We start from the raw sequence: 20,825 nt of genomic DNA on the forward strand, positions 1-20,825 counted from the left end.
GACCGGGAAAGGGCTTTTGAGCCTTGCTGTCATGGACGGCTTCAGGCACACTGGCAAGGGCAGTAATTCGGCGGTTGGGCAGGGCAACGGGAGTCAGCAGTAATGAAGTGTTTTGCGTTTCACCTCATGCCTTGGGATCGGCTGCCGGCGGACTTTGGCGAGAAGTATGAGTCGGCTTGGACTTGGCTGCCGAACTCGCTGTATGACCCCAAGCATGGCCACACGCTGTACAACCGCTTTTTGGATGAGCTGTGCCTGGCCGATGAGCTGGGTTTTGACGGCGTGTGTGTGAATGAGCATCACCAGAACGCGTATGGAACGATGCCGAGCCCGAACTTGATGGGCTCGATCCTGGCGCGGCAGACCAAGCGCTGCAAGATCGCGGTCATCGGCAATGCGTTGCCGCTGTACAACCCGCCGACGCGGGTGGCCGAGGAGTTCGCCATGATCGACGTGATCAGCGGCGGTCGGCTGATCGCGGGGCTCGTCGTGGGCGGTGGGCCGGAGTACTACAGCTTTTCGATGAACCCGACGCACGCGCGGGCCATGTACAACGAAGCTCTCGACCTGGTCGTGCGGGCTTGGACCGAGCCGGGGCCGTTTGAGCATTATGGCGAGTATTGGAAGCTGAAATATGTGAACCCCTGGCCGCGGCCGTTGCAGCAGCCGCATCCGCCCATCTGGATTCCCGGCGCCGGCAGCAAGGAGACAATCGAGTTCGTCGCGCAGCGGCGATATGCGTACATGGGCATTCCGTATTTTCACGTCGATTTCTTCCAACGCAACTTCGACATGTTCCGCGACTGCTGCCAGAAGAACGGCTATGAGTGCGATCCCGAGCAACTCGGTTGGCTCTGCCCGATCTACGTCGCCGAGACCGACGCGCAGGCTTGGGAAGAGTACGAGCATCACTTCATGTACTTTGCCCAGCAGCTGCTGAAGGGGCTGGTCGTGCTGCCGCCGGGTTACACCAGCGCTCGCTCGCTGATCGGCATTCACAGCGCGATGAAGCAGTTCCTGATCAACGTAAAGACCCGCAAAGAAATCGAAGACGGCGCGTACGCGATCGTCGGCAGCCCGGAAACGGTGCGCGACAAGCTCGCGCATTACGCGAAGCGGCTCGGCGTCGGCAATCTCCTCGGCTTGTTCCAAATCGGCACGCTGCCGGCGGAATTGACCAAGAAGAATCTGACGATCTTTGCCCAGGAAGTGATGCCGGCGCTGCAGAAGCTGGATACGCGGATTGGCGTTGCGGTTTAGGCGTTGCTGCTGATTTGAGTTCTGAGACAGGAAAGCTGTTGAACGAACTCTCCTCTTGTCTCAGAACTCAAAACTCAGAACTCAAAACTTTCTCCCTCCATGCCCTCCACTCGAACGATCAATATCGCTGGCAAGAAAACCCAACTCACCGAAGGAGGCAGCGGGCCGCCGTTGCTGTATTTGCATTCGGCAGGGGGCGAAACCGAGTGGATGCCGTTTCATGAAGAGCTGTCGAGGAGCTTCACAGTGCTGTTGCCGGCGCATCCGGGGTTTGCGGATTCCAAAGGGCTCGAGGAAGTTCGCGATGTGACCGATTATGCGTGGCATTATGTCGACATGCTGGCCGAATTGAAGCTGAAGAATGTGCCGGTGGTCGGCTTCTCGCTCGGTGGCTGGACGGGGATGGAACTTGCCATTCTGCGGCCGGCGCTGGTCAGCAAACTGGTCCTGGTGAACTCGGCGGGCGTGCGCGTGGCGGGTTCGCCGATGGGGGAACTGTTTATCGACGACCTCGCGAAGTTGCGGGCGTTGCTCTTTAAGGATCCGAACAATCCGGTGATCAAGCTGGCGATGCCGATGGACCTGGAAGATCGGCGGATCCTGCAGTGGCTTGCCGCTCGCGAAGCGACGGCGCGGGTTGGCTGGAATCCGTATCTACACAATCCTCGCCTCGCCGCCCATCTGCATCGCATCGAATGCCCGACGAAAATCCTATGGGGCCGGCACGACAAGCTGATCCCGCTGCCGCACGGGGAGTTCTTGGCGAGCAGGATTCGCGGCGCGCAGCTGGAAGTATTCGACGGCTCGGCACATATGCTGCCGTTTGAGGAACCGGTGAAATTTGCGACGGCGGTGAAAGAATTCTTAGTTAGTAGTTCTTAGTTCGTGGTTGGTAGGAGGGTAGCGACGAGTTGCTCCCTCTAAGCCTTCTCTTCGGCCAACACGCCCATGACCAGCGCTCGCAGCTTGGGCTCGGCGGCGTTTGCATGGGCGATGATCTTCGGCACTTCGGCAGGTTCGAGCGAATCGGGAAAGCACATGTCGGTGATGATCGAAAAGCCGACGACCTTCAGCCCGGCATGCACTGCAACGATCACTTCTGGCACGGTCGACATGCCCACCACATCGGCGCCAATCAAACGCAGGAAGCGATATTCCGCGCGGGTCTCGAGGTTCGGTCCGCTGACAGCGACAAACACGCCTTTGTGGACGACGATGTCTTGCTGCCGGCCGATCTTCAAGGCGCGATCGACGAGAGCGCGGTCGTAGGGCTGGCTCATGTCGGGAAAGCGTGGTCCGAGGCGGTCGTCGTTGACGCCGATCAGCGGATTGCCGCCCATCAGGTTGATCTGGTCTTCGATGACCATGATGTCGCCGCACTTATAGTACGGATTCATGCCGCCGCAGGCGTTCGAGACGACGAGCATCTTGGCGCCCATGGCCTTGAAGACGCGAACGGGAAGCGTGATCAGGTCGAGGGGATAGCCCTCGTACATGTGGAAGCGGCCTTCCATCGCCATGACCGGCAAGCCGCCGAGCGTGCCGCAGATCAACCGGCCGCGATGGCTGATAGCCGTGCTGCGCGGGAAGTGCGGAATGTCGCCGTAGTCGATGGCGACGTCTTGCTGCATCTGCTCGACCAGGCTGCCGAGCCCGGTGCCCAGAATGATCCCCGCGTGGGGCGTTTTGTTCCACTTCGAACGGATGAAGGCGGTGGCTTCTTCGATTTTGGCAAACAAACCCTGCATGTGATTTCCCCGACCCTGTTCTCAATACCCAGCGCAAAAACAACGGGCCAAGGGTACCGCAAGTTCAGAAAATTCGCCAGCGGTTAAGGCTACTTGAACGGATCTTCGGCTTCCTGCCGCGGCGCGGGAGGCGCTGGTCCGTTCGGGGCTGGCGCGTTGGGAGCCTGCGGCGCTCCGGCGCGCTTGAGGGCTTCTTTGATCCGCTCGACATCGGCTGCCGGCACACCGGCCGGAATCTGAATCTGCCGACCGTTGGGGCCGATGATTACTCGCTGGCCACCGGCGCCGGGCTGAGGAGCAAAAGGATCATCCACCGTCTTCGTGCGGCCGGAGTTGAAGAGCCCATCGGTCACGTCGACCGAAGTCCCCTGCGGTTGCCCAGCGAGCAGGCTCGATAGATTGCCGGTTTGAGCTGGCGGCATGGGTGGGAGCGGATCATTGGTCAGTTTGATCGTCGTCAGCCGCATGGTGCCGGGCTGAACCCAGGTGGTGACTTGCACGATGGATTTTTCGAGATCGGCTGCAACTTCACACATGTTGGCTTGCGCGGTGGCGATGTCACCTTCGTAGGCAATGGCGCCGTTTCGTTTATCGAGACACAGGATATTCGCCGTCCAGTTGCCGCTGTTGTTTCCCCGGCGATTGCGGATGAAAACCAGCAGCGGCGAATCGACAGGCTGTTCAAAGGGCAAGCCGTGCTGGGCGATGAACGCCGGCGTTTGCCAGCGCTGCTTGCCCGTCACGCGATCGAGAGCATAGACTCGGCCGTGGGCTTGCTGCCCCGGCATGCCGCCGCCCGACAGCGGTTGCGTTACCAGGCCCGGCACCGATTCGGCGATCGGCGTATTGGCGAGCACCGTGTATTGCTCTTGCGAACGATAGACATGCACCGAGGTGAGCGTGGGTTCGGGCTGCAGTTGCGATTGCACCACCGGCTGGCCGGTGACCAGCGAGATCACCGTAAACTTGCCGCTCGTCTCCAGCATGGCAAACTCTTGGCCGTCGAGGAGCTGTCCCTTGGCCCCGGTGGGAGTTTCGAGCTTCCACAAATCATCCTGCTCGCTCCAAGCATCAAACAAACGGAGTCGCAGCGTGCCGCCGACCTGCTCGAACGACAGAACGCGCCGACCGTTGGTGGCCAAGCGATTGTTCGGGCGGTTGACTGTGCGTGTGCCGACCTGCGAACCGTCGCGCATGCTGAAGACCGTGGCGCGATCGGAATTGGGGGCCGCGGCGAACACGTATTCGTCGTCGCCGAACAGATCACAAGCCGGGTCAATGCCGCTGCGTTCCCACAGCGTTTCGCCGGTGAGCGGATCCGCACAAACGAGTTGCCGGGAACGCTGATAAACAATGCCGAAGGGAGTGACCGGCCCCGGCTGATAGTTGGTTTGCGCCGATTGATCAAAAGCCATCGTCCGCGAGCCCGTGATCGGGTTCGAAGTCTGACGCGATTGCGGATAAGCCCGGCCCATTTGCAGCGGATCCATATTCACGACTTCCGCGCGCCACAAAATGGGTTCGCCGGGGCCGCGATTGGCTCGCAGCGCGTCGATCGTGAGAATCTCACCGCCGGTGTGCACCGTGATGATGTGTCCTGTCGCGCGGCCAACCAGGCCCGAGTAAGGGATCGAGTAGGTTTGTCGATACACACCGTCCTGGCGGCGGATCGGTGCTTGAGCGATCGTCTTTCCTTGGCTGTCGAAGACTTGCAGCGCTTGTTGCGACGGATCGTACACCGCTCGTAGGCCACGAGGTGCTGGGCCGGTGAACTCGGCCATCATCACGCTGAAGTTGTTCATGTAGGTCCGCGGTCGCGAACTTTCGGAGCTTGCCTCTACCTTCTGGGCGCGGCCGCCGGGCCAGCTATCAAGAGCCAGCATCGTCCGAGGCGTGCCGGCGTTTTGGATCTTGGAGATCAGCGCAAAAGCAGGATGATCGGCAGCGACCGGATGGCGCGCGACAAACGCAGCCAGCTCGGCTGATTTCTCGGCGGCCAGGTAGGGGCGTTGCACCAGATCATAGGTTTCGACGAGCGCTGCCAATCCCGCCGCGCGATAATTGGTGTCTGCTGAATCGAGCAGATCGCCGGCTCGCAGTTCCGCTTCGAGATACGACTTGTCGAACAGTAGTTTTTGCACGATGAGCAAGCGAGCGCGATCGGCGAGCGGATGAAAGCCATAGACTTCCACAAACCGACGAGCGCCCTTAAGAGAGTCGGCCTTCAGGCAAGCGGCCAGGCGTTCCTCGAGTCGTTGCTGCAGCTTGGTGCGGTCGGCATCGCTGCTGCTGGTGTAAAGCTCGGTCAAGCGCGCTTGCAGCCAACGGCCGGTGCGTACCTGCCATTTGCTGTCGATATATTCCATCTGGGCGCTGCCGTCGTCGGAACCGACGTCGGCTTGCAGCTCATCAGCGAGCGTGACGAATGCCTCGAGCGATTCCGCGACGAGACCAGCCTTGTGCATGCCGACGGCTTGCAGCCGCAGCAGTTCACGGCGCTGCGCGGGATGATCGATCAACTCCTTGGCTTCCACGACCAGCTCGCGGTGTTTGTCAAAATCCGTGCGGAGCAGCACCAGCATGACGCGCGCGAGTAATCCGCGAATGCGTTCTTCGTGGGGATGCGCTTTGAAGGCTTGCCGCAAGCTGGTGAGAGCTTCGTTGGTTTTGCCTTCGGTCAGCAGCAATTCGCCGAGTCGCGCGAGAGCACGCACATCGGTGGGATTGGCGGCGAGATCTTTTTCGACCTGAGCCCGCATATGCTCGACGAGATAAAAAGCTGACATCTGATCGTGGCCGATCGAGATCATCTCGCCGGCAAAACTGACGAGATTGCCGAGCGTGAATTCGGTGCGCGACTTGTCGGCGATCTTGCCGGTATCGAGGTCGAGCTTCAGGAGCTGTTGGCCGGTGGTGGGCAGATAATAATGCGTGCCGTTGTAGAAACCGCGGCCTGAGGCGATTTCGCCACCGAGTTCAACCGGCGCCTTCCAAGCTTCCGTGCCGTCGCTCACGGAGATGGCTCGCACGTTCTTTTTGCCGACGAGAATGATTTTTTCTTTGTGAATGCAGGCGACGAAAAGTGATTCGTCGCGCTTGACCGGCGCCCCCCACTTCGGCTTGCCGGTCAGCAGATCGACACAGTGCAAAAACTGCGATTCCACCGGCGTGACGATGACCGAGCCATCGGCCACGATGGCCGACGAATCGAGCCAACGGCCGGACGGTTGATTGTTATTCAAATTCGACGAAGTGATCACGCCGCGATTGGGACGCCCCAACAAGTCGTTGCGCTCATACGTGTAATGCCACTTGAGCGACCGAGTTCCCAGATCAACAGCGACAACGGCGCCAGCCGACGTCGGACAAATCAACACGCCATCGGCATACGAGGGCGAAGCTGCCGCCAGCCGGCGCGTGGCATCGTAGCGAATGGTCAGCGTTTCATCGGGCACACTGCCGAGTTGCTGTTTCCATTCGAGCTTGCCCGTTTGGGGCGAGAGGCAGAGCAGTCGCAGTTCGCCGTTAAATTCGGCCAGTGCGAACAGTTTTTCCGCAACGGAGACCGGCGCACCCAAGAAGAACGCTCCAGCCAGATTCGGATCGTCGTGGCCGCTGTCGCCACCGACTTGCCAACAGAGTGCGCCTTGCCGGAGAAGATTGAGAGCGGTCAGCTTGTTGCTGCCGCGGACACCGACCGGCTGCCGCGCACCAACCCACACGTTGCGCGTGGTGTTGATGTTCTGCGTGTTCATGAATTCGAGATCGTCGATCAGGTAGAGCTGCTGACTATCGCTGCTCAGCTGACCGTAGAGATTGTCTTCCCAAATTCGCTGACGGACGGCATTTTCCTTGGTCGCGGCAATCTGCTGTGCGCCCGCTGTGAGCGCGCCCGCATTGCTCGTGATCCGATCTTCGTGTGGATACACCCACATCCGGCGACCGGTCTTGAGCGATACACCCATGACTTTTTCGGGCGAGCGAATCACAACGTAGTCCACTCGCTTGTTGTCTTTTTTATTAATCGATGCCACGGCCAGCGGCTGGAGCGCGGGGACAATCGTCTCGCCTTTGTCTTGTAGCGTACGAGCATATTTGCCGACCCACTTATCGAGATCGGGGTCATTCGTCGTCGGAAAGTACCATTCGGAAATCACGAGTGGCATGCCACCCGCAGTGGCTGCATTGCGAGCTTCGTCGCCGCGGAACATCACCCACTGATTGGCCACCGCCGCGGCCGGAGCCAGACCGCGACCGGCGATCAGCTGTAGCCACTTCATGGCGTCTTCTTCTTTGTCGAAGATCGATTGCTCGCCGTCCTTCAGCCGGACTTTTACTTTTGGTGTTCGCCACTTGAGCGCGATCAACACTTCGTTAGCTTTGTCGGGTCGCTGCGCATAGCTCCAAGCAGTCGCCGTCAGCACCGACAACTCGGGGTCGAGCATGTCGCGGGCTGGAGCTTGTTCGCATAACGGCTGCAGCAAAATCGCGGCTGCGAGCGCCCGGCCTTGATCGAGTTCCAAGCGACCGAGAAGAAACGTCGCTTCATAACCGGCCTTGGTGTGCACAAACCGCCGCGCGACTTCAGCCACGGCGGGTACGTCGCGATCGCGGAGCGCTTCGTTTAAATTCCGGCGGGCTTCGTGGCCAACTTGCGTTTCATACAATTGCCGCGCAGCGGGCGGCAGTGAGCCCAGCAACTGACTAGCGGTGGCCTTTACGCTGACCTGCGTCTCTGGTTGGCCGGCCGCTGCGAGAAAATAATCGTCGAGGGCGGAGTCGGTTAGCAACTCTTCGAGAGCTTGCACTGCAACCGGATAGTCCTCTTCATCGAGCGCCTTGCGAGCGCGATTGAGCAACTGGCGCAATTCGCGGGTAGCGGGGCGAATGACACTGCCGTTGTCATTTTTGCTAATCCCCGAGTCGATCTGGGCCTGCGCGGTCGTAACAGCCACCAGCAACAGCATTGCCAGGCACAACAACCAGCGGCAACCAATCCGTCGATTTAGCAACATCGATACGCGTCCTATTCGCGACAGGAAAGTGGAGCTGCGAAAGGGGCGAGGCCAACCTCTCGCGGGCGCAACTCGTTTTCTCAAAATATCTTACCAGGAGCAAGCAACGGAAGTGCAAGAAACGTCCGGCTTGTTACGCGGGCATGGCAAAGTGCGACGCAGATGCGCCAGAGGTATTGAATATGCGGCATTGGATCGCGTGGTATTGGTGGTGATGAATGTGCGAAAAACAAGCTGTTTTTGACTCTTCAGCGGCGAGAATGCGATTATTTTGCGGAATTTAAGAGGTTTTAGCGGTTCGACCAGTTGCATTTTCCGCTGTACACGTCAAATTGGCCCGCAAATCCACGCTGCGGACATCGCAGTGCGGACGAACAAACTATTCATTGTCTTCGAGGCAACCTCTCACGGGCGCCTCACCACGGAGGTCGGTAGCAGATGGCTAAAAAAGCCCCCACGGCGAAACCCGCCAGCAAGTCGGAAGTCTTTGCAAACATCGCGACAACAACGGGCCTGACCAAGAAGCAGGTCACCTCGGTGTTCGAAGCCCTGACGACTGAAATCGGCAAGGCTTTGGGCAAGAAGGGCTCGGGCGTGTTCCAGATTCCAGGCCTGGCCAAGATCATGCGGAAAGACATCCCCGCCAAGGCCGCTCGCAAGGGCATCGATCCCTTCACCAAGCAAATGCGCGATTTCCCCGCCAAGCCGGCGCGGAAGAGCGTTCGCGTCCGCCCGCTGAAGGGCCTGAAGGGCATGGTCTAATCGTCATTCGCGACGACGACCTGCAACTGCGACAGTCAGCAGTTTTGCCTGCAAGCATCGAAAACTCCCGCCGCGAGGGCCGCTCGCGACGGGAGTTTTTTTGTGGAGTTTCCTGTCCTTATCTCGAATCCACTGTTATTCCACCAAATAAACATCCTCCGCCGCCGGCAGGAAGCTCGTGGGCTTCAAGTTGAGATCGAGCACCGTCACGATCCGCATCGTGCCCGATACGAAGCGCAAATCGAGATCGCCTTTGCCGGCCAGGATCGTATGCCCCCATTTGGAATAGACGTTGCCGCGGATCGAGCCATTGCCGAGCAAGTTTTCTTGCACGAAGACCAACGGCCGACGGTCGTGACGGCGCTGGAAGAAGAGCATGCCGTTGTAGGGACTCGCGGGATCATCGATGCCGGTGAATTTGCTTCCCAGGAGCCCGATGTTGACGACCGCGGCGGGAACCATCGTGCCGACGACGCCCGCCGTGGGCGCCGTGGTTTCGCCGTCGAAGCAATCGGGTGCGCCAGTTGATGGTGAATAGGAATTGGTGTCGGTGATATAGAACATCACGCCCTCCGCCGTGATTTCGCCGACGAGCAGTTTCAGCGGCAGCAGCGTGAGGGGATTTTTGCCGCGGATGATATACACGCCCGGCTGAAACAAGACCTTGCCTGCCACCACTTCGATGTAGTCGTACACGCCCGGCTGCAACACGATGGTTGGGCCAATCAGCGGAATACCGATGATGGTTTTGCCGCCGAAGTTGGTGGCTTTCACATTGGTGGGATCGCTCGCCAGCGTTGGCACTGGCAGGCTGCGAAACGGATCCGGCACCGGCAATCGCCCCGCTTGCAGCACTGCTGGATCGCTGCTGCGCATCTTGCCGTAGTTATTGACGCGATCGACGCCGCCAACCACTCGCAACTCGCGGGCTTTGAGACGCGACAGAGCGATCAGTGGCGTTGCCGACACGGCGTTCGACAAGCCGAGCAGTCCCGCCGGTTCGCCGATCAGTTCGTTATGTTCATCCACGCCGCCCCACTCGGTGTTGACGTGAACAGCGCCATCGACCTCCACCTTTCCGAGTCCGAGCACTTCCAAGCCGCCGAGAATCGCTGGCAGCGGCGGCAAGAGCGGCGGAATGGCGCTGACTGCAAACGGCGGCGGCCCTGGATCGAGCACCACGATCGCGGCGGGAACCGAACTAGCTTCCCAGCCAGCCGTCGCGCGCCCGCAAATCGTTTCCGCCGAACGGCCATTGAGAATTCGCATGAAGAACGTCGGCTGCTGTTGCTCGACAATGATCTGCAGATGCCGCGACGAGCCGACAAACTCACCGTTGATCGGTGGCGAATACAACGTCACCGTCGCATCTGCCAACCCGTGATGCTCACGAATGAATTGCTCTGCCACCGCGAGTGCTTGCGCGTTCGACTTGCCCCAACGTTTTTCCATAGCCGCAGCCGTCGCCGCCGAATCGGTCGCGTGCTGCAACTGACGACCATTTGAGAACAACAGTCCGCCGTCGATGACCAGGCCGATCATTCCGCAAATCGCCGGCAGGCAGATGGCCAGCAGCACTAACACTTTGCCGCGACGATGGTGTCGCCGGGCCGATAACAGGCGTTTCATAAGTCCCTCGCTAATGAGCAATTTGCATCGTCGAACTGCCACGGAGAACCAATCCGCTGTTCCAGCCCCAAGCCGGAACAATCGGTTTATGCGTGTGCTGCACCGTCACTCGCACGCGATCGCCGGCGCTGTTGTCACCGTCAAGCCATTCGATTTCGAGTTGCACGTCGGCGGCGGGAACGGCGCAAAGAATGCTCCGCAACGCTTCTGCCGCAGCATGATTGTCGTTGGCTTTCAAAGTGAGTTTCGTCGGTCCCCACACTTGCGTCGGGCTGCGATCACCACGAACCATCGCGGCGCGCGCAACGCGGCGGGCCCCTTCCGACATCGTGGTGTGATTCAGCAGCATCAACGAAAGCTCGAGCATGCCGAGAAGCAGCAGCGACAAACCGCCAAGGATGATTGCGCTTTCTACGGCAACGGCTCCGCGGCGCTGACGACGTTTCATGGCAGGACTCCTTAGCGATAGCGGCGCATGACGGATTTGTGTTGGAGTAATAGCGGCCGTGGAATTATCGGCCAGGTGATGATCGTGTTCCACGGATACTCTGCAGTGACTTCGATCCGTTGCAGCGAGTAACTGTCGTTGGTCAGTGTGACCGTGGAATTCAGCAGCGCCGGGTTGATATCGGCCAATGCTTGGAACTCTTCTTCGATGGCATCTTCCAGGCGCGCTCGCCATTCGCTGTCGGTGGCGTCGTCGCGACGATGCGTCGCGCCCCACTCAGCGCCAACACGCGAAGCATTGCCAACCGCGATGCTGACGAAAGCAAACCGCCCCAGGTCCACGGCGACCAAGCAGAGCACGATCAGCAACGGCAACACCACGGCAAACTCCGTCGCGGTTGCACCCCGATGATGTGGAAGCTTTTTCAGGCGATTCATTACGGCTTCCTTTGTTCAGCGAGGCTTGCCTGCTTGTCGGTGCTCGCCAGGCTTTCGCGAATCTGAATTGCCGCCGGACCAGCGAGGACGACAAACACGGTTGGAAAAATGAACAGCAAAGTCGGGAAGAGAATTTTCACCGCGGCCTGTTGCGCCAATTCTTCAGCGCGATGTTCGCGTTGGGTGCGCAAAACAATGGCTAACTGACCGACTGCGTCAGCCATCGTCGTGCCGAATTTGGTGGCCTGAGAGACGAACGTGCAAACAGTGCGCAGTTCCTCGAGAGCGGTCCGCTCGGCCAAGTGATGCAGCGCTGCCTCGAGCGTGCTGCCGAGTTCCATTTCGCGGCTGACGAGCAGCAATTCACCGGCGAGGATGGGGTGAGCTGTCACGAGCTCGTCCGAAACCTGTTTGATCGCCGCTTGCATCGTCAGGCCCCCTTCGAGGCAGGCCATGATCAAATCGAAAAAGTCCGGCAACGATCGACGCAGTGTGGCATGCCGTCGCGCTTGCCGGCGCGATAGCCACAGGCTCGGGGCCACGATGCCGCACATGCCGAGCAAACCGCCGAAAAATATCGCGGGCCAAAAGCTCACCACGCCCAAGCTGCCGAGCAGAATGCCGGCGGCGAGCGGTCCCGCCATCAGCAGCAACTTTACGGTGAAGTAGGTCGAGAGCGCTGTGGTGGAATAAATACCCGCGTGACTCAACCTCGCTTGCAGACGCGTGCGCGTCTGCTCATCGTTCGGCAATAAGACCTCGGTCACATGCGGCACGATCGGCACCAGCAGCTTGAGCATGCCGCGGGCTTGGCCGACGGTGTCTGCTCGTTCGCGTTCTTGTGTGCGCAGATCGGCGAGCCGGTTTTGCACGCGACCGTCGTGATCGGCTACGAAGTACACAATCGCCAGCAGCGCGCCGGTCACGATGATGTAGACCAGGCCTTGCATCAGCAGCGGATCGAGTTGGGAAAACATGAGAACAATCTCCTGCCGTTAAAAATCAATCTGAGTGAGTCGGTGAATGCATACCCCGCCGATTCCCTGGCTCGTCAGGCAACCGCCGATCAGCCAAGGTCGATCGAGCAACACCTGGGCGTACTCGCGATTCAAGATGTACAAGGCGCAAAACACAACCATCGGCAGCGCGGTGAGCACCACGGCTTGCAAGCGGCCTTCGCCGGTCAGGGCTTTCACGCGACCCGCGATGTGCGCTCGTTTGCGCAGGATTGCCGAGAGTTTGACCAGCAGTTCGGAAAGATTTCCGCCGACCCGCAAGTGCACGATCATTGCCACCAAGAAGATCTGCAGTTCCATCACCCCGGACCGCCGCGCCATGTCGCGCAGCGCAACCTCAGGGGCAATGCCGAGATGCTGCTGCTCATAGCAGAAAGCGAACTCGTCCTTGATGGGTGAGGGAAAATCCGCAGCGATCACCTGGAATGCGCCGGAGATCGATTGCCCGGCTCGGAGCGCCCGGCTCATCACATCAAAGGCATCGGGCAACTGCGCACAGAGCTTGGCACGGCGCTGTTGCCGCCGCCAGCAAACATAAACCAAAGGAAGCGGCAGAACCGCGGCAGCTGCCAGTCCCGAGAGCACCGGGCTGCGCGTGATGGCGATCGTGATGATGATTGCGAGACAGGGCCCGATGAATGTCGCCAGCGCAAACTGCATCGGCGTCCAAGCCAGGCCGGCTTGATCGAAGAGCGTTTGTAATCGCAGCAGCAATGAGGTGACATTCAACTGCTCGTCGGGTTCTGCGAGTTGCAGATCCTTGAACAGCGGCGATTGCTCCGCGCGATCGCGCATCTCATCGTTGAAAGCGGCTTGCATTCGCTCGCGGATGCGCGAGTGATCGCGAAAGAATAAATCGATGATCAACATCGCCACGCCAGCGACGCAGAGCGTGACGCTGACAAAGGTCAGCGCGGCAATCGAAAAAGATCCCATCGTTACACCTCCACTCCCCGCCCGACCGGCGCAGAAGCAATTGGCTGAAAGAAGGCAGTACTCAAATTCAGGCCGCATGATCGCAAGCGGTCGAGACACTTCGGCACGGCGCCCGTAGGACGAAAGCTTCCCTGAGCTTCGCCTTGTTCGTTCACGCCTGTTTGCTCAAAACGAAACAGATCGTTCGTTTCCAGGCGGCCATCGCGCGCCGATTGCAGTTCGGAAATCTGCACGATTTTGCGAATGCCGCCGCTCAAGCGAGCGACATGCACAACCAGATGCACACCCGAGGCAATTTGCCGATCGATGTACCACATGGGAATTTCGCTGCCCGACAAACCGACGAGCATCTGCAATCGGCTGAGCGCGTCCTGCGCGCTATTCGAGTGGACCGTGGTCAAGCTGCCGTCGTGACCCGTGTTCATCGCTTGCAGCATGTCGAGGGTTTCACCGCCTCGGCATTCACCCACAATGATTCGGTCTGGCCGCATGCGGAGTGCGTTCTTTAGCAGTTCGCGTGGTCCTACTGCCCCTTGACCCTCCGCATTGGCCGGACGTGTTTCGAGACGAGCGACGTGCGGCTGCTGCAGCTTGAGTTCCGCGGCGTCCTCAATTGTCACAATTCGTTGATTCGCCGAGATGAAACTCGACAGCATGTTGAGCAGCGTCGTCTTGCCGCTCCCCGTGCCGCCGGAGATCAGAATGTTCAGTCGCGCTTCGATACACGCCGCGAGAAATGCCAGCATTTCCTGCGACAGCGCGTTCTTCTCGAGCAGATCGATCGGCCGCAGCGGCTGATCGCCAAAGCGACGAATGGAAACGAGTGCCCCATCAAGCGCCAACGGCCGGATGATTGCATTTACGCGGCTGCCGTCCGGCAAACGAGCGTCGACCATCGGGCTCGATTCATCGATCCGCCGTCCCACGCGACTGGCAATCTTCTGCACCACTTGCAGTAGATGCTCATCGCTGTGAAACGTCACTCCGGCGGCTTCGAGCTTTCCGCGGCGTTCGACGAACACCTGCCGCGGGCCGTTGATCAAAATATCGGTGATCGTGGGGTCACGCAGTAGCGTCTCGAGTGGACCAAGGCCCAGCGTTTCATCGATCAGCTCATCGATCAATCGCCGTCGTTCGGCCAGGCCGAGCAAGTCGGGTCGTTGCCGGCAGAGTTCCTCGGCCCCTTTACGGAATTCATGGCGGAGCTGTTGCTCTTCCATCGTGCGGAGCGCGGTCAGATCGATGCTTTGTACCAAGCGCTGGTGCAAATCTCGTTTGAGCTGACTGAAACGTTGCTCAATGTCGGAAGAGTTTTCCCGCAGATCGGCAACGCGTGTTTTGGTTTGCATGGTTGGCTTCCTTGTTACGCGGCGATCATTTCGGCGAGCTTGCGGTAGGCCCGCGAAATCGCGGCGCGGGGAGCTTCGAGCACGGCAGGATTGCCGACGTTGATCGAAGTCAGCATCACGCTTTCGTCCTCGGGCAGGCAGTGATACACAGGCTGGCCGAGCGCTTCGATCACTTGTTTTTGCGAAAGGGCTTTGGCACTGCCCACGCGACTGGCGATCAGCCGGATCTTGCCGGGATCGATCCCCGACTGCTGCAGCTCATCGAGAATCCGCCTGGCCCGCAGCAGGCAGGGAAAATCGAGCCGCAGCAGGATGAGGAGTTCGTCACAGCAGCGAATCGCGTGCGATTGTTCCGGGTGTGATGTGTCTTCCAAGTCGACGACGAGTTGCCGAAATGCGCTACGGGCCATCCGGAGCACTTCGCACACGGCATCCAGGTCAATTCCATTGAACCGCGTCAGCAGCGGCGGAGCAGCCAGCAGCTTGAGTGCTGGCGAACAATGAACCAAAGCTTGTTGGAATACAACTTCGTCGAGCGGCTGGCCCTGACAGCAAAGGTCAACCAAGGTGTGCCGCGGCTGGACATTCAGCAGCGTCGCTAGATCACCGCCGCGGAAGTTCAGATCGACGAGACAGGCCGGCGCATTGCCGTTGCCGAGGGCAGCGCCGAGATTCGCCGCGAGATTGCTCGCGCCGCACCCACCGCTGCTCGACAGCACACAGACCATGCGGCCATGCTGGCCCGCCTGCTCGGCGCGGAGGCGGGTCAAAATCAGCTTCAGGTCGGCTGCGACATTTCCCTGCAGGTCGACGTAATCGGTGGCCCCGGCCCGCAGCACGCTCAAAATTTCATTGACGCGTGATGTGCTTCCAGCCGCGACCAAGGGCACGGTTGTCGCCGCCCGTAACTGCGTAATCAGGTTGATCGCTTCGCTGTACTGCTCGGGGCAATCGGCGACGAGCAGAGGAAACGATTTTCCCTCGCGCAGCAGAGCCAGTGCTCGCTGCAGACCGACGATCTGCGAGCGCGGGCAATCCACGCCCAAGTGAGTGAGCGTGGCAGCGAGCACCAGGGCTCGCGGTTCGCTCTCGGTAACAATCAGGGCTTGCATCTTCCGCACGCGCCTTAAGCAAATGGAACTCTGTCCGACTCCGAACCGTGCCCGCAAGGCAGATTCAGCGAGCCGCGCAAACTTAGAATCGCGCTAGTCGATGTCAATTGCGCGTTTGAATAAACGGCAGCCTCATGCCAACTCAGGTAGTAAGTCGCCTACCGCTGGTAGTTTTTTGAGTAGCCAATTGGGGAGCAGCCCCACGCGGTCGCCGTTAGCTCACTGACAGAGTCTTACCGGGCTGACAAGAGCTGCCACGGCCCGGACTGGCGGGACAAGAAGGCTGGGAGGAAATCTCCCAGCGCCGGCGGCACGAGGATTAATAGTCAATAATTGCTATGACTGCATTCGCAGATGTTATTACATGCGCGATAATTAATTATTAGACGACCAATTGCCTGGGTTCGTGCAATCAAGCCAGAGCTTGAACAGCTCAGAGATGCTGGCTACATGCAGCTTGGCCATCACATTCAGCCGATGTTTTTCCACGGTCTTGGGGCTGATGTGCAGACGGTTGGCGATCGACTGCGTCGTCGCTGCCGACAGGATTTGATCCAGAACCTCGCGCTCCCGATCGGTCAGCGTCATCAGGCGAGTAGTTCGCTCGCCCAACAGCACCCGCACCGGCCCCATCCGTGCGAACAGTTGATTTACCGCATGTTGTACCGATTGCGGCGAAAACGGCTGATCTAAAAAGCCGCCAGCCCGCTCATTCATGGCCTCTACCACTAGGCTCGTCGCTGGCCAGGCCTGCGTGACCAGAGCGGGAATCGACCAGGCGCGCTGGCGGATATTTTGCAGCAGTTCAATACCGCTCATCTCACGCAGATCGAGATCGACGAGCAGGCAGTTGTCTTGCCGCGGTTGGTAGTTCGCCAGAAATTCCTGGCCACTACGAAAGTGGTCGCAGCCCCAAGCGAGCTCGTTGCCGATTTCGCCGAGCGAATGATGAAGAAGCGAGTTCGCGCTGACAATCAATAGGTGGGATTGAGCAGTAGTCATCTGCGGAGCCATTAAGTACACGATGCGGACTCCCAATACTGTTGAATATTAATGATGCGCGAGTACGCCAGCAATTGCCTGCTCGTATTATTAATAACGCCCAATGAGGGGTGTTATCTTGAGAATCCGCAATCGATGTACGCAAAAACGCCAGAGCGTGACGTGAAAGTGTCAAGGTTGGTTCAACAACTGTCGCTTCGACGAGAGCTCGTAAATGCTCTTCGAAAAAGCAATGAGTGACATAATGCGGTCACCATCGAGCGCAAGAAAAATACGCGCGCGAGGCCACAAATTGCCGCAATGTCGCCGAACTCACGATGAGCCATGTGGTTGCTGCTGCGAACTGCGTTTTTGTGGCATTTAGCCGCCAATTCTTCTCGCTTGGGGATCCCGCATGTGGCTACCCGGCAGCGCCAGGCGCAGGGCTTGGCATAGATAGCCTTCGCAAGTTCTGTCGCGAGTCCAGACGACATCGAAGCCAGCCGTGCGATAGAGTCGCAGAGCACGCTCGTTGCCGCCGAGCATGTTCGTCCATGCTTCGGCACCGATGCAACGGAGCGCGTGCTCGAGCAGTGCTCGCCCTACGCCACGCCCTTGGTCCGCAGGTTCTACATACAGCCAAGTAATATACGCGCCATTCCACGAAATAAAACCAATAACGCGATTGTCATAATAGGCGACCACGGTTTGCGATATAAAGAACTCGTCACCTTCGGCCGCTTCCGTCATCGGTTTAAAAGCGCGCGGATCAACGTTCCCCGCTGTCAATTCTTGAACCCTGGCCACGTCGTGGATCTGACAGATTGCGTCCCAGTCGTTCGGGGCGTAGTCACGGAGAGAGATGGTCATGAGCTCAACATGCAACTGAAGTCAGTGCACCATTTGGGAACGCCGCACTCTGCGTTTCAAGGCTACTTTTCGTCGCTGTTTCGCACGGCAGTCGGTAGGCCAGCTTTTGTCTCCGCCAGCCAGTTCAACAGGCGGTCTTTAAGCTTTCGAGCGATATCCGGTTTGGCTGCAGCGAGATCTTTCGTTTCACCCAGGTCATTTTCCAGCTCGAAAAGCTCGACTGAATTGTCGTCGTAGCGAAGAACGAGCTTGTATTGCCCCCAACGAATCGCACTGCCGGGACGATTGGCTTTATGAAAGGCAAAATGCGGATAGTGGAAGTACAAGGCATCACGCTGCAACTTTCCACCCCTGAATAGCGTTCGCAGCGATTCGCCATCGAGCTGTTCGTCTTTCGCGAGGGGCACTCCCGCTGCATCAAGCATCGTCGCCGTCAGGTCCATGCTGACGACGGGGGTGTTGTCGACGGCTCCTTTTGTGTTCACGCCGGGCCAGCGCACGATGAGCGGGACGCGCAGGCCGCCTTCGTACAAATCACCTTTGCCGCCGCGCAGGGGACGGTTGTCGGTCGCGCCGGTCCAGCCACCGTTGTCGCTGGTAAACATCACCAGCGTCTGCTCAGCGATCCCGAGAGTTTTTAGTTCGTCCAGCACGCGGCCAACGGCCCGGTCGACTGCGGCGATCTGTCCGCCATAGATCGGATTTTTCAATCCGGGCCCTTCTCGACCCTTGAAATGCGCGACGAGTTCGTCAGGCGCCTCGAACGGGTAGTGTGGATTGTAAGTCCATAAGCAGACGAACATCGGTCGGTCTTTCTCGCGTCGCATGAACGCAACCGTTTCGTCTGCCAGTCGGTCGCACAAATACTCTCCGGTCTTGCGCGGCGGCAACGTGGGAATGCGATACGGATCGAAATACGTGGGCGGTCCGCCTAGCCCGCAACCGCCGAGGTTTACATCAAAGCCATGCTCCTTTGGCCAGAATTTTGGATCGTCACCGAGATGCCACTTGCCGAAGAAGCCCGTGGCGTAGCCAGCCGCACGGAGCCGTTCCGCCAGCGTCGTGGTTTCGTGCGCTAGCTCCGCTTTGGTGGTCGGCGGTTGCACGCGGCGATCTGCGGGCCAAAACTGCTTTCCATCGGCGCCATGCTGCGTGATGTGCAGCCGCGCCGGCGTCAGACCCGTGATGAGCGCGGCCCGCGTCGGCGAACAAACCGGCGCTGCGGCATAGGCGTTCGTGAACCGCACTCCCTGTTTCGCCAGATTATCGAGCTGCGGCGTCTGCAGCACGTCGTTTCCCTGGCAGTGCAAATCCATCCAGCCCAAGTCGTCTGCCATGATGCAGATGATGTGAGGGCGATCTGCGGCGTGAGCGCACGCCACATTCAGAAAGCAAGCCAGCGCAAATAAAAGGCGATCTCGCATCCGTCATCTCTAGGAAACTGTAGTCACCGATGGGCTCCTGATCGTGACTATTGTGACGCGGCGGTTCAAGTGATGGCCTCACTTTTTCTGTAGACATAACGGCTGAAGCACCATTGCATTCGCAGGCCAATTATCGCTGCTTACGAATGAAATCCCGAATTGAATTTTCAGGGCACCAATCGGTCGAGCGGCAGGCTGCACCAATGGCATCGACCAGCCGTTCTACTTCGACTTCATCGGGGTCGAGCTGATCGACCTCTGCTGTTGTGTACCGCCGACCTGGCAGACCGGCGTCGGCGATCGCCACGTAGATCTCGTCGTCTTCGCCGAACTCGCGGGTGATTGCGCCTTGCTGATATACCACGGCCTGGCGCATGCCGACGCGATCGTCCCAGCGGATTAGCATAGCAGCACCGTGTTGAAGGGAGAGACGCTTAGCGATCTCCAACATCCGCGGTGAGAAAACCACTCGGCCGCCGGTGCGCGCGAGCAGATTCACGCCGCTCAGGGAAAATAGCTCGAAGGTGATTTCGCCGTCCTCGTTGTCCGTCGGCAACGAGATACCGGCCGGGACGCCGATGGCTTCGAGGACGTAGCTCATGTTCGTAGGCCACCAGTTGCTGACGACGGGCAACGAAAAAAGGCCGGCGTCCTGAGACACCGGCCTTTTTCTGTCAGTTGCGGGGGCCGGATTTGAACCGACGACCTCGAGGTTATGAGCCTCGCGAGCTACCGGGCTGCTCCACCCCGCGTTAGTAGATAGGCAAGTCTATCATGTTTCGGCCATTCGTCGAGGGGACTGCAGGCTGAAATCGAAAGTTTTGATCGGTAGGGCGGACCATTGGTCCGCTCAGGTGCTGCAGTACCCGCTTCTTGGACGGACCAATGGTCCAGTCCTACGGGAATTAGGCAGCGCGACGCATTGTCCGGCCACTTTCGCGGGCCAAGCGGTGGACTTCGGCGACGGGCAGCGTTTGGAAAACGGTTTTGCCGGCGCCGGCGGGCTGTTCACGCAGAATCAGCGTTTTCTCGTGCACCGTCCGGGTAATGAACTTCCAGGCCCGTTCGAAATCAGCTGGCTGTTGATCGGCGGCGATCACAATCAGGTCGGTTTCGGCCAGCACGTTGTTGCAGCGGAGTAGCGCGTCGTACGGCAGGCCGGGAATGAGCTGCACCGTAACTTCCGGCGCGCGGATCTCGGCAAAGGCTTGCTTGAAGGTCAGGCCTTTCTGTCCCTTTGGTCGGGCTTCGAATTGATCGATGCCCATATAGCGCAGCGGCAGGTTTTCCTGCTGCCAGCTGATGACCTCGAGGAGGTTCTTGGTCCGTGTGCCATCTCCCACGCCGAATTCGAGGACGCTGCGGATGCTGCGGCCTTTAACGACTTTGTACAGCGCGCGATCGTTCGCGGGCTGGGAGAAGTAAAGAAGCCAAGTACTGCGGATAATGGCGCCGGCGCTCAACGTCGCATTCCTTTGCGGCAGAAGAGACTGATTTCGCTGCGGATACGCAGCGTGATGTTCGTATCGTCAGCAGTGGGGCTTGGAATTCACTTACTGGACATCCGCCCGCAGCCTCTCGCTATCACCCGCAATTCGATTCGCGGATTTTCAAACTGTAACGATTAGGCGGCCAGTTGCGCCGTGCCAGCAGTCAAACCTGAGGGACGGTATCACCTGCAGGGGCGTTGCCAAAAAGCATCAAGGCCGCGGACCTGAGTTGTCCGCACTCGCCACAGCATAACCACGTAGGAACCTGACCTATAGTTTTGCGACAGCCGCTGGGACGCAGCTGCTACGAACTTTTCACCCCTCGTGCCCGGTTCCGGGAAGACAGCA

17 protein-coding genes and 1 tRNA gene are annotated in these 20,825 nt (G+C 59.2%); 3 read left to right on the top strand and 15 right to left on the bottom strand.

The genetic code is table 11. The features are described from left to right. The first annotated feature begins 102 nt into the window (after positions 1 to 102). Both M9Q49_RS15825 and M9Q49_RS15830 read left to right on the top strand, forming a co-directional pair. The gene (locus M9Q49_RS15825) at positions 103 to 1,260 is read left to right on the top strand and encodes an LLM class flavin-dependent oxidoreductase (RefSeq protein ID WP_254509771.1); all 1,158 of its coding nucleotides are present in this window, start codon (positions 103 to 105) and stop codon (positions 1,258 to 1,260) included. Between the two features lie 99 nt (positions 1,261 to 1,359). After that, the gene (locus tag M9Q49_RS15830; RefSeq protein ID WP_254509772.1) at positions 1,360 to 2,142 is read left to right on the top strand and encodes an alpha/beta fold hydrolase; all 783 of its coding nucleotides are present in this window, start codon (positions 1,360 to 1,362) and stop codon (positions 2,140 to 2,142) included. 38 nt (positions 2,143 to 2,180) lie between these two features. On the opposite strand, the gene M9Q49_RS15835 is transcribed toward M9Q49_RS15830, so the two are convergent. After that, positions 2,181 to 3,008: a purine-nucleoside phosphorylase gene (locus M9Q49_RS15835; protein WP_254509773.1), complete on the bottom strand. Its 828-nt coding sequence runs from the start codon at positions 3,006 to 3,008 to the stop codon at positions 2,181 to 2,183. A gap of 89 nt (positions 3,009 to 3,097) precedes the next feature. Beyond that, positions 3,098 to 8,023: an outer membrane protein assembly factor BamB family protein gene (locus tag M9Q49_RS15840; RefSeq protein WP_254509774.1), complete on the bottom strand. Its 4,926-nt coding sequence runs from the start codon at positions 8,021 to 8,023 to the stop codon at positions 3,098 to 3,100. Positions 8,024 to 8,461: 438 nt separating this feature from the next. On the opposite strand from M9Q49_RS15840, the gene M9Q49_RS15845 reads away from it, so the two are divergent. Beyond that, positions 8,462 to 8,785: an HU family DNA-binding protein gene (locus tag M9Q49_RS15845; protein ID WP_254509775.1), complete on the top strand. Its 324-nt coding sequence runs from the start codon at positions 8,462 to 8,464 to the stop codon at positions 8,783 to 8,785. A gap of 135 nt (positions 8,786 to 8,920) precedes the next feature. Here M9Q49_RS15845 and M9Q49_RS15850 read toward each other — a convergent pair whose 3' ends face one another. From M9Q49_RS15850 to M9Q49_RS15910, 13 genes are all read right to left on the bottom strand, one after another. After that, entirely contained in the window at positions 8,921 to 10,414 is a 1,494-nt protein-coding gene (locus tag M9Q49_RS15850; protein WP_254509776.1) for a TadE/TadG family type IV pilus assembly protein, read from the bottom strand. Between the two features lie 10 nt (positions 10,415 to 10,424). Continuing rightward, entirely contained in the window at positions 10,425 to 10,862 is a 438-nt protein-coding gene (locus tag M9Q49_RS15855; protein WP_254509777.1) for a TadE/TadG family type IV pilus assembly protein, read from the bottom strand. An 11-nt stretch (positions 10,863 to 10,873) separates the two neighbouring features. Continuing rightward, the gene (locus M9Q49_RS15860) at positions 10,874 to 11,299 is read right to left on the bottom strand and encodes a TadE/TadG family type IV pilus assembly protein (protein WP_254509778.1); all 426 of its coding nucleotides are present in this window, start codon (positions 11,297 to 11,299) and stop codon (positions 10,874 to 10,876) included. Further along, positions 11,299 to 12,276: a type II secretion system F family protein gene (locus M9Q49_RS15865; protein ID WP_254509779.1), complete on the bottom strand. Its 978-nt coding sequence runs from the start codon at positions 12,274 to 12,276 to the stop codon at positions 11,299 to 11,301. Before M9Q49_RS15865 ends, M9Q49_RS15860 begins: the two co-directional genes overlap by 1 nt. 18 nt (positions 12,277 to 12,294) lie before the next feature. Continuing rightward, on the bottom strand, positions 12,295 to 13,251 hold the full coding sequence (locus tag M9Q49_RS15870) for a type II secretion system F family protein (RefSeq protein ID WP_254509780.1): 957 nt from the start codon (positions 13,249 to 13,251) through the stop codon (positions 12,295 to 12,297). A gap of 2 nt (positions 13,252 to 13,253) precedes the next feature. Continuing rightward, on the bottom strand, positions 13,254 to 14,600 hold the full coding sequence (locus M9Q49_RS15875; RefSeq protein ID WP_254509781.1) for a CpaF family protein: 1,347 nt from the start codon (positions 14,598 to 14,600) through the stop codon (positions 13,254 to 13,256). A gap of 14 nt (positions 14,601 to 14,614) precedes the next feature. After that, a complete protein-coding gene (locus tag M9Q49_RS15880) occupies positions 14,615 to 15,712 on the bottom strand; it encodes an AAA family ATPase (RefSeq protein ID WP_254509782.1) in 1,098 nt (365 codons plus the stop codon). A 375-nt stretch (positions 15,713 to 16,087) separates the two neighbouring features. Further along, positions 16,088 to 16,714 (bottom strand): response regulator transcription factor, encoded by a 627-nt coding sequence (locus M9Q49_RS15885; protein WP_254509783.1) that lies wholly within the window; start codon positions 16,712 to 16,714, stop codon positions 16,088 to 16,090. A 360-nt stretch (positions 16,715 to 17,074) separates the two neighbouring features. After that, complete coding sequence (locus tag M9Q49_RS15890) at positions 17,075 to 17,563, bottom strand: GNAT family N-acetyltransferase (RefSeq protein WP_254509784.1); 489 nt, start codon at positions 17,561 to 17,563, stop codon at positions 17,075 to 17,077. 62 nt (positions 17,564 to 17,625) lie between these two features. Continuing rightward, positions 17,626 to 18,987, bottom strand: coding sequence for a sulfatase (locus tag M9Q49_RS15895; protein WP_261365062.1), 1,362 nt, complete (start codon positions 18,985 to 18,987; stop codon positions 17,626 to 17,628). Positions 18,988 to 19,117: 130 nt separating this feature from the next. Next, positions 19,118 to 19,588, bottom strand: coding sequence for a hypothetical protein (locus M9Q49_RS15900; protein WP_254509786.1), 471 nt, complete (start codon positions 19,586 to 19,588; stop codon positions 19,118 to 19,120). Positions 19,589 to 19,665: 77 nt separating this feature from the next. Next, positions 19,666 to 19,739: transfer RNA gene (locus tag M9Q49_RS15905), tRNA-Met, on the bottom strand. A 153-nt stretch (positions 19,740 to 19,892) separates the two neighbouring features. Beyond that, positions 19,893 to 20,450: a hypothetical protein gene (locus M9Q49_RS15910; protein WP_254509787.1), complete on the bottom strand. Its 558-nt coding sequence runs from the start codon at positions 20,448 to 20,450 to the stop codon at positions 19,893 to 19,895. Positions 20,451 to 20,825 lie beyond the last annotated feature (375 nt).

This window comes from Anatilimnocola floriformis (assembly GCF_024256385.1).
GTDB lineage: Bacteria > Planctomycetota > Planctomycetia > Pirellulales > Pirellulaceae > Anatilimnocola > Anatilimnocola floriformis.

Coding starts and splice junctions, on each gene's coding strand:
- M9Q49_RS15880 (WP_254509782.1), bottom strand. CDS start 15,712: ATGCAAGCCCTGATTGTTACCGAGAGCGAACCGCGAGCCCTGGTGCTC.
- M9Q49_RS15875 (WP_254509781.1), bottom strand. CDS start 14,600: ATGCAAACCAAAACACGCGTTGCCGATCTGCGGGAAAACTCTTCCGAC.
- M9Q49_RS15850 (WP_254509776.1), bottom strand. CDS start 10,414: ATGAAACGCCTGTTATCGGCCCGGCGACACCATCGTCGCGGCAAAGTG.
- M9Q49_RS15845 (WP_254509775.1), top strand. CDS start 8,462: ATGGCTAAAAAAGCCCCCACGGCGAAACCCGCCAGCAAGTCGGAAGTC.
- M9Q49_RS15825 (WP_254509771.1), top strand. CDS start 103: ATGAAGTGTTTTGCGTTTCACCTCATGCCTTGGGATCGGCTGCCGGCG.
- M9Q49_RS15830 (WP_254509772.1), top strand. CDS start 1,360: ATGCCCTCCACTCGAACGATCAATATCGCTGGCAAGAAAACCCAACTC.
- M9Q49_RS15900 (WP_254509786.1), bottom strand. CDS start 19,588: ATGAGCTACGTCCTCGAAGCCATCGGCGTCCCGGCCGGTATCTCGTTG.
- M9Q49_RS15895 (WP_261365062.1), bottom strand. CDS start 18,987: ATGCGAGATCGCCTTTTATTTGCGCTGGCTTGCTTTCTGAATGTGGCG.
- M9Q49_RS15840 (WP_254509774.1), bottom strand. CDS start 8,023: ATGTTGCTAAATCGACGGATTGGTTGCCGCTGGTTGTTGTGCCTGGCA.
- M9Q49_RS15835 (WP_254509773.1), bottom strand. CDS start 3,008: ATGCAGGGTTTGTTTGCCAAAATCGAAGAAGCCACCGCCTTCATCCGT.
- M9Q49_RS15855 (WP_254509777.1), bottom strand. CDS start 10,862: ATGAAACGTCGTCAGCGCCGCGGAGCCGTTGCCGTAGAAAGCGCAATC.
- M9Q49_RS15860 (WP_254509778.1), bottom strand. CDS start 11,299: ATGAATCGCCTGAAAAAGCTTCCACATCATCGGGGTGCAACCGCGACG.
- M9Q49_RS15890 (WP_254509784.1), bottom strand. CDS start 17,563: ATGACCATCTCTCTCCGTGACTACGCCCCGAACGACTGGGACGCAATC.
- M9Q49_RS15865 (WP_254509779.1), bottom strand. CDS start 12,276: ATGTTTTCCCAACTCGATCCGCTGCTGATGCAAGGCCTGGTCTACATC.
- M9Q49_RS15885 (WP_254509783.1), bottom strand. CDS start 16,714: ATGACTACTGCTCAATCCCACCTATTGATTGTCAGCGCGAACTCGCTT.
- M9Q49_RS15870 (WP_254509780.1), bottom strand. CDS start 13,251: ATGGGATCTTTTTCGATTGCCGCGCTGACCTTTGTCAGCGTCACGCTC.